At 65.0% G+C, this 7,171-nt stretch carries 10 protein-coding genes, 1 tRNA gene and 1 pseudogene; 6 read left to right on the top strand and 6 right to left on the bottom strand.

Annotation, left to right across the window (positions count from 1 at the left end):
• The first annotated feature begins 51 nt into the window (after window positions 1-51).
• Window positions 52-138: transfer RNA gene (locus VN520_RS24765), tRNA-Ser, on the top strand.
• A 75-nt stretch (window positions 139-213) separates the two neighbouring features.
• On the opposite strand, the gene VN520_RS24760 is transcribed toward VN520_RS24765, so the two are convergent.
• A complete protein-coding gene (locus tag VN520_RS24760) occupies window positions 214-1,239 on the bottom strand; it encodes a tyrosine-type recombinase/integrase (protein ID WP_325749143.1) in 1,026 nt (341 codons plus the stop codon).
• A 70-nt stretch (window positions 1,240-1,309) separates the two neighbouring features.
• Window positions 1,310-1,723: a hypothetical protein gene (locus VN520_RS24755; RefSeq protein ID WP_325749142.1), complete on the bottom strand. Its 414-nt coding sequence runs from the start codon at window positions 1,721-1,723 to the stop codon at window positions 1,310-1,312.
• Between the two features lie 173 nt (window positions 1,724-1,896).
• Here VN520_RS24755 and VN520_RS24750 point away from each other — a divergent pair, with 173 nt between their 5' ends.
• From VN520_RS24750 to VN520_RS24730, 5 genes are all read left to right on the top strand, one after another.
• Complete coding sequence (locus VN520_RS24750) at window positions 1,897-2,379, top strand: hypothetical protein (protein ID WP_325749141.1); 483 nt, start codon at window positions 1,897-1,899, stop codon at window positions 2,377-2,379.
• Between the two features lie 2 nt (window positions 2,380-2,381).
• Window positions 2,382-2,912, top strand: a complete 531-nt coding sequence (locus VN520_RS24745; RefSeq protein WP_325749140.1) for a helix-turn-helix transcriptional regulator — start codon at window positions 2,382-2,384, stop codon at window positions 2,910-2,912.
• Between the two features lie 437 nt (window positions 2,913-3,349).
• Window positions 3,350-3,562, top strand: a complete 213-nt coding sequence (locus VN520_RS24740; RefSeq protein ID WP_325749139.1) for a hypothetical protein — start codon at window positions 3,350-3,352, stop codon at window positions 3,560-3,562.
• Window positions 3,510-3,749, top strand: coding sequence for a hypothetical protein (locus tag VN520_RS24735; protein ID WP_325749138.1), 240 nt, complete (start codon window positions 3,510-3,512; stop codon window positions 3,747-3,749). The genes VN520_RS24740 and VN520_RS24735 overlap by 53 nt, the downstream gene beginning before the upstream one ends.
• A 678-nt stretch (window positions 3,750-4,427) precedes the next feature.
• A complete protein-coding gene (locus VN520_RS24730; RefSeq protein ID WP_325749137.1) occupies window positions 4,428-4,973 on the top strand; it encodes a hypothetical protein in 546 nt (181 codons plus the stop codon).
• A 12-nt stretch (window positions 4,974-4,985) separates the two neighbouring features.
• Here the strand turns inward: VN520_RS24730 and VN520_RS24725 are convergent, their stop codons facing one another.
• From VN520_RS24725 to VN520_RS24710, 4 genes and pseudogenes are all read right to left on the bottom strand, one after another.
• Window positions 4,986-5,243, bottom strand: a complete 258-nt coding sequence (locus VN520_RS24725; RefSeq protein WP_325749136.1) for a hypothetical protein — start codon at window positions 5,241-5,243, stop codon at window positions 4,986-4,988.
• Window positions 5,240-5,710, bottom strand: coding sequence for a hypothetical protein (locus tag VN520_RS24720; RefSeq protein ID WP_325749135.1), 471 nt, complete (start codon window positions 5,708-5,710; stop codon window positions 5,240-5,242). Before VN520_RS24720 ends, VN520_RS24725 begins: the two co-directional genes overlap by 4 nt.
• Window positions 5,707-6,336 (bottom strand): Lsr2 family DNA-binding protein, encoded by a 630-nt coding sequence (locus VN520_RS24715; protein WP_325749134.1) that lies wholly within the window; start codon window positions 6,334-6,336, stop codon window positions 5,707-5,709. Before VN520_RS24715 ends, VN520_RS24720 begins: the two co-directional genes overlap by 4 nt.
• A 595-nt stretch (window positions 6,337-6,931) precedes the next feature.
• A pseudogene (locus tag VN520_RS24710) lies at window positions 6,932-7,171 on the bottom strand (IS5/IS1182 family transposase); the annotation flags it as partial.

Raw genomic sequence — 7,171 nt, 5'->3', positions numbered from 1 at the left:
CGCGGGTGTGGGCCGTGCGTGGCGGCCCGACGGGATAGCCTCGACCCGCCAGGAGGGCTCGCCTAGTGGCCGATGGCGGCGGTCTTGAAAACCGCTATGGGGTGACACCCATCGTGGGTTCGAATCCCACGCCCTCCGCTCTGAGCAGGGCGTATGTCGCCCTTTTGGGTCTTCCTGGATGCTCGCCGCAGGGTCCTGGAGGCGTCGTGTCATCTACGTGACAGATCGGACAGCGCGTACCTTGCTTGAGACTCCCGACAGCAGAGCCGCAATGTCACGGTCCCGGCTGGCGGCGGCGTGCTGGTAGATCATCGCCGCTCGCGAGCTTGCATGCCCCGTGCGTCTCTTCGTCTCTGCCAAGGTCGCGCCCAGCTGGGCGGTGAGCGTCAAGCCCGCGTGCCTCAAGTCGTGAACCTTGGCGTTCTCGCAGCCGGGCACCTTGCGCCGTGCCCAGCTCCAGGTGCCCTGGGCGTGGTTCTGTCGTAGTTGCTCGCCGTTGACCCGCTTGAACAGGTACTCACTCGCCTTGCCCGGGTGGGCGTCGATGTGGGCGCCAAGCTCCTCCACTGCTTGCGTCGGGAGGTGGATCAGGCGCTTGGATGCCGCCTTGGGCTCAGTCGTGACCGGCCCCTGCCCCTTGATTTCGACGTGCTGCCGCTTAACCCGCAAGGTGCCGGCATCGAGGTCCACGTCCCGGTACTGGAGCGCGACCGCTTCCCCGATCCGCAGGTGTGCACAGAAGGTGACGAGCACGAAGGCGCGCAGATGCTCCGGCATGGCCGCCGCGAGCGCTTGCACTTGCTCGAGGTCCAGCAGTGGACGTTCCGGACTGTTCGGCTGCCCAGCGCCGACGATGCGGCACGGGTTCCGCGCCAGCAGATCATCGTTGACGGCCGTGTTAAAGATGGCCCGCAGGACAGCGTAGGCCTGCCGTGTGGCGGTCGGTCCGGTGGCTCTGAGGGTTGTGGAGTGCCAGGCCCTCACTCGGGCCGGTGTGATGGCGCTCAGGGGCTCCTTGCCAACCTCCGGCAGTATCCAGGCGTTCAGGCTGTGCTCGTACGCCTGCCGGGTCCGTGGGGCCAGGGGCTTGCCCTTGACGGTGCGCTCATCGAGCCATGCGCGGGAGTAGGTACGAAGGTCGGCCGCTGCCGACTTGGGGTCCACCCACGAGCCGCTCGCCAGCTCGGTCTCGACCTTGGAGAGCCAGCGCCCCGCGTCGGCCTTGGGACCGACATGCATGGCTACGGTGCGGCGGTGACCAGCACGGGGAGTGGTCTATTGGGGCCGCTAGGGCGCTGCCAGCGGGCTATTACGCCGGGATGCTTGTGAGCTGGTTGCCCTTGGCGCCCCTGCTACCTACCGACACCGAGTGGCGCTCCCGGTTTCGACGGTCGAGTTCGTCCAGCCAGATGTGGATGTCGTCGACTACCTCGTCGAGGCGGTCGGGTTCCATGCGGAGTTGGCTGATCAGGTCCTCCGGTACGCCAGCCGCGCGTAGGGATGACGGCAGGCGCTCGTCATAGAGCGGGGCGCCGACCCGGTTCTCCTCGTCGGCGGGGCTGCGGTACCACCGCCACCTCATGATCTCGTCCAGCTCGTCGCGCGCCTTGTCACGGGCAGCCGCGGCCCTCGTCCATCGGCCGTAACCGCGGGTGAGAAGCAAGCCGAGGGCGGCACCTATGAGGGCGGGGTTAAGGGAGACGAGCACGTCAAGGACCGACACGCGTTCATGGTCTCGTCAGTTCCGGTGTGCTGGCGGGGCTGCGGACGGTGAGTTGCGCCACCCGGGCAGGCAGGACAGGAGGGTGACGGTCGGACTCGGCTTGAACCGTAGGGTGCCGCTGTGGCCAGCACGGGGGAGTGGTCCTGCTGGCCGCAGGTGCTGGCGGATCCGGGATGACTCCGGTCTGGCTGACCCTGCTGGTCGCAGTCATCGCCGTGGTCGGTCCTTGGCTTGCCTACCGGGCATCGCTCCGCAGCACGAACGCGATCCGCCTCAACGCAATCGAGGCCAACTCGACGGCGAACCGAGCGCTCGAGCAAGCAGCGGAGACCGCACGTCAGTCCAACGAGGTCGCTCGGCAGGCGAACGCGTTGGCCGCCTCGAGGAGCAACCGAGAGGCAATCATGCAGGCGATTACGATGCTTGAACGGGACAAGCCCGAGGTAGTCGAGCGAGGCTGGGCCATCCTGGAGGCCATCGCTCATATGGAGGGTCTCTCGACGGATGACGCCCGGTTGATTGACGCTCTGCTGGCGCCGCGCAGCGCCGCCGTGGAGGCAGCGATGAGGAAGTTGCAGTCCTCCGCCGGCATGGATGGACAGCCGTACATAGACGCGGACGAGCATGGGGACGACGATGACGCTGAGGAGGTGTGAGCATGGCGCGATACATCGAGGTCACATCCGATGAGGTGAGAGCCGCGCGCATCCGCGTCCAGGCCCTCCAGTCCGCTGGCCTTGAGCCGGACCCAACGGTTGTGAAGATCGCGAACGCGCCGCGGCTGTCGAGGAAGTGGGTCAAAGAGCTGGAGCGTCTGGAGCAACCAACGACGATTGGAGGGCGTCCCGAAGTCGATCAGGATCTCGACTCCCAGATTAAGCGTGCACCTGAGCTGGATCAGGAACTGATGGCTCAGCTAGCCTCGTTTGGACCCCTCACGCTTAGGGAGAGGCAGATAATCGCGCTGCGAGTCGGGGGAGCCACAGACAAGGAGATTGCATCTCGCCTGTCTGTCAGCGTAGCGACAATACAAGGTCACATCAATAGGATTGCCGGACACGCGAAAGACGCCGACTTGCAATCTTGGCCGCCAGACGGCTGGATGGTCAAGCTCGCTGAAGCCATGCACATTACGGATGGGGTCGAGATCAAGATGACTCGCGAAGAGGCTGAACGGAACTCCGAGTAGGGTTGAGGCCACTATCCGGCATCAAAGGTTCCGCGTGCGGCCCGTTCGGTACTGTCCGTAGGCGTCTGGGCCACTCCGTACTTTGGGTTGGTTCTCGATGGCGAAGAGGAAGAGCCGCAGCGGCGGCGACTGTCCGAGCGAGGGGGCCGTGCTGAGCCTCATGGTCCCTTCGAGGGAGTGCCTGGGCATCTTAAGCAGGATCGGTTCAGTAGCCCCATGGGTATTTCGACCTATTCGGGCACGCTTGGCACCTTTCGATCCCATGCCGACATGACGCGGTGAGCCGTACAGGCAGACGGTGCCTAGTACCGCGTCCGGCAACGTTCGCCCCGGACGACCAGTCGGCCAGGTCGCCACGGACCCGGGCGGCCGCGCAGGTCCGGTACAGCGCAGGGTTGACGTTGGTCGTCGTACCGACCTGCTTATGGGAGGCTTCGGTGGTGACGGAGGTAGCGGTGCCAAGCCCGCAGGAAGTTGTCCACGCCATGTACGAAAAGCTGGGCGACGGGGCGCTGGAGGAGGCGCGGGCGCTGTGGAGTGACAGCGGCGTATGGCATGTGACCGGGAGCCATCCTCTGGCTGGCGACTACAACACCGATGAGTACTTCTCGTTCGTCCAGCGGTTTCTTCGTGCAGCGGTTTCTTCGTGACCACCCCGACTACCGCGCGGAGTGGCTCGATGTCCACTCCTACGACGGCACCATCCTGGTCGCGAACCTGCAGTCAACAGGTGGCCCGGCCTCTGGGACGGCTCGCGGCGTCCTCGTAATCCGGGTGGCCGAAGGCAAGGTGCAAGAAGGGTGGAGCATCCCGGCGGTGCCCGATCAACTCTTCTGACGGCATTCCTGGCCGTGAGTGGGCAGGAAACCGGTCAAGTTCCCAGGAGCCTCTACGAGGCGAACCTTGCCTGCCGCGGTACTAGCTCGTCACGGTCTGCCAGCACGCAAAGCATCTGAAGCTGGCTTCACCGGCTCCGATCTCAGTGTGGTGCTTCTTGCATACGTGGATGCTGGCCTCACCACATCCGCATTTGGTCGTCGCGGTGTGGCGGCCGAGGTTGCGGCAGGTGTGGATCTGGCAGCGCGGTCCGGTGTTGGCCTGCTGGACCCGTGCCTTCGTCCAGTCCGGAACAGAGAGGATCTGGGTTGCCACACTGCGAAGGCCTCCACAGCGTGGGCAGTGCCGCATGTCCTGCGCCTGAGGGCCCTCGGTAGTGTTGATCAGGTCGCCTCGGTGGTTGGCACAGCGGGGGTGCTGCTCTTCGCCGCAACCGCAGCTCACGCGGGCGTTCCAGACAGCCGGCTCATCGCACCGGCTGCACCTGACAGTCTTCGTGGCCATGGGGCAGTGTGCGGGCGGTGTCGTCCGAGGGTCCAGCACTGGTGCCGGTTAGTGCCAACTGGCTGTCGCTACCCTCCGCTGGTGACGACTGGTAGCGGCGGAGGATCGACGGTCCAGGATTCCGAAGGTTTCAGGAACCGGCGCGAGGCCAGGCGAGGCAGCCATGTGACCTCCGTGAGCACCGTGATAGCGGCCGTCATCGGAGCGGTCGTAGGCAGCCTCGGCGGGGCCTACCTCGGCGTGGCGGTCGGGGCTGACAGGGACGACGAACGGTCGAACCGCGAGTTCTTGCGGACTCAACGGGTCGCCCTATATGGGGAGTACCTGGCTGCAGTGGACGAAGCCCGGTCATTGATCGACCCCGTCCACCTTGATTTGAATCCGGATGGAACTTTTATCCTCGACGCAGTGACCATCGACGCGGAGCAGACTGCGGCTCTCGCACGAGCGTCCGGCCGAGTAGCAACCCTTCAAGGGCAAATCTACGTGATTGCTGGCGACGAGGTCGCCGAAGCAGCTCAGACTGTGACCGGACACATCACATGGATAAGCGATCTTACCGAATATGTTGGACGGTGCCGTATCGATGTGAGTTACGACGATGGCTGCGCCTCGCAATTGTTAGCTGACGAAGCGGCCCTTCGGGGTGTACCCGAGCTCGAAGCGGCGCATCGGCAATACATGAGGGCCGCACGCCAAGAACTGCAGGTGCCAGAGTGACGCTCGGCTTCCTCATGATTCCGCCTTACGGCGGTAAGCCGTGAAGGGGTAAGGCAGCTTGAAGTCGAATGTGTAGTTGGCCCCGTCCCCAACGTCCGCGCACGGCTCCATCCACTCAGGGACGGAGCCCTTGTCAAGGATGACCTTGCCCGCTAGGTCCAGTCGGCGGGCGATGTCCTGGGCCCGTGTTTGATGGCCAGCACCGAGCTTATCGGTCCGGATCAATAGGTCCCGGATGAGTCGGACCACTTCCGGGTCTGTGTCGCTCATGAGCCTGCCTCCAGTGCCAATAGGGACGGCATCTCGCCCGAGGCGTACACCTCCGCGATCTGCGGCCGAGCCCAGGCGCCGAAGGTCGAGCCGTCTGGCAACACGATGTGCGCCATGAACTCGTCTTCAAACGTGGTGATCCCAGCTTCGGCAGCCTCCAGCTTCGCCTTGATCGCCAGGGCCAGAGCGCGCCACCGCTGACGGCAGGCCTGCTCCCATGCCTTGTAGGCGTCGGCCTCGGTGCGAACGAGTCCCTTGCCAGGCGTGTGCGTGTACGCCTGGTCGTTCTTGTCGGGGAGCGGCAGGACGAAGCGGATGTGGCGGTCCTGAGTCACAAACTGGACGACGGCACGACCCGCTTCCCAGCCGTAGGCGAAGGAGTCAGCCCCGTACCGCTGGAGGGTGCGTTCGATCTCGCCGCGGCTGTTCTCGACGCTGACGCTGGTGTTCTCGGCGTACCTGCTCATGCGTGGGCCTGCTCGTAGGCCTCGACTGCCTCACGCGGCAGCCGGCCCTTGACGGGCGCGTAAATGCCTTGGTCCTGACGCCAAGCGCGAATGTCGGCGACGCTGGCGGCCGGGGCTGGGGCGGCCTCAGTCGGCTTGCCGCGGAGCTTGGCCTTGACCTCCCGTAGCTGGCGCTGGCGCTCCAGCTCGGCGGCCTCGGCGTGCAGTGCGGCCTTGCCGCGTTCCTCACGCTCGATCTCGACGAAGCGCTGGACAGCGTCACGAGCTCGCTCGGCCGCCCGCTGTACGGACTTGACCGGTGACTTCATGCCCTCAGCGATGCGAGCTTCCAGGGTGGCCACGGTGACGGGCTCCGGCTTCGGTGTGGGTGCCACGGCCGGCCTGGTGAGCGGTTGCCGCGAGGGCGATCCGGGACGGGCCGTTGGTGCCATGCCCTGACGCCAGCGGAACACGGTGCGCGGGGTGACGCCCAAGGTCTCGGCGATCTCCGACGCTTCGATGTTCTGGCCCTCCAGACGACGCCAGGCGACCTTCATCTCCTTGGCCGTCAGCGGTATGTCGGTGTTGCCCTCCAGAGCCTGCTCGATCGCGAGCTCGTCTACGACCCCATCACTTGCGACGCTCACTTGGCACCCACCTTTGGTGCCTTCCACTGCTTCCATGGGATGAAGCCGAAGGCCTTGCAGTGGGCTAGCCAGAGGCGACGGAGTTCTGCACGGCGGCTCATCGGAGCTTTCCCGTACCGATAAGCAGAATTCCCGCCAGGGGCGCGAGACTTATCGCTAGCTAAAGGGCGAATGCTTCCGCTGTAATGGGCTGCCGCGGCTCGCCAATCGTGAAAGCGGACATCAGCAGACCAGCGATGGTGAAGGCGACGAGCACCCATCCGAACCAGGTCATATTGCAGCACCAGCTCCTTTCTCTGTTTAGTTGTTTCCGCCAACCTAGTTCGTGGGGCGCATGGTCACATATGGGTCATTCGGCTCATCTTGGGCGTCGACTAGACGCCAGTAGTGATCCCAAGTCGCATATAGCCAAGCGCAGACGGTGCAAGGGTCATCGCGGTCGTGTCTCGGCGCGGGCGGTTCCTCGCCGGCGAGCTGCCACTTCAGTGCCGCAGGACGGCGTCAGCCGCCAATCCGTTGAGAACACCTCACTGGTACCAGGAGCGGCATAACTGCAGCTCACGGCCAGGCGCCAGCGGAGGGTCGACCGTCAGCCCTAGGCCCTGTTTGATAAGTCGCGGAGATAGATGTTGATGTTGGTGATCTCGACGGTGGCGTCGTAGCGGACGGCGAGCTTGTCGTACCGGGTGGCGAAGGCGCGGTTCTGCTTGTGCCGGTTGATGCCGCATTCGACGGCGTGCCGCTGCTTGTAGCGGTCGGGGTCGAACGCCGGTGGCCGGCCGCCGGCCGAGCCCTTCGCGCGGCGGTGGGCCAGCTGGTCGGTCTTGTTCGGGAT

This window comes from Streptomyces sp., assembly GCF_035563135.1.
GTDB lineage: Bacteria > Actinomycetota > Actinomycetes > Streptomycetales > Streptomycetaceae > Streptomyces.
This window is presented reverse-complemented; position numbering and strand designations above follow the sequence as displayed.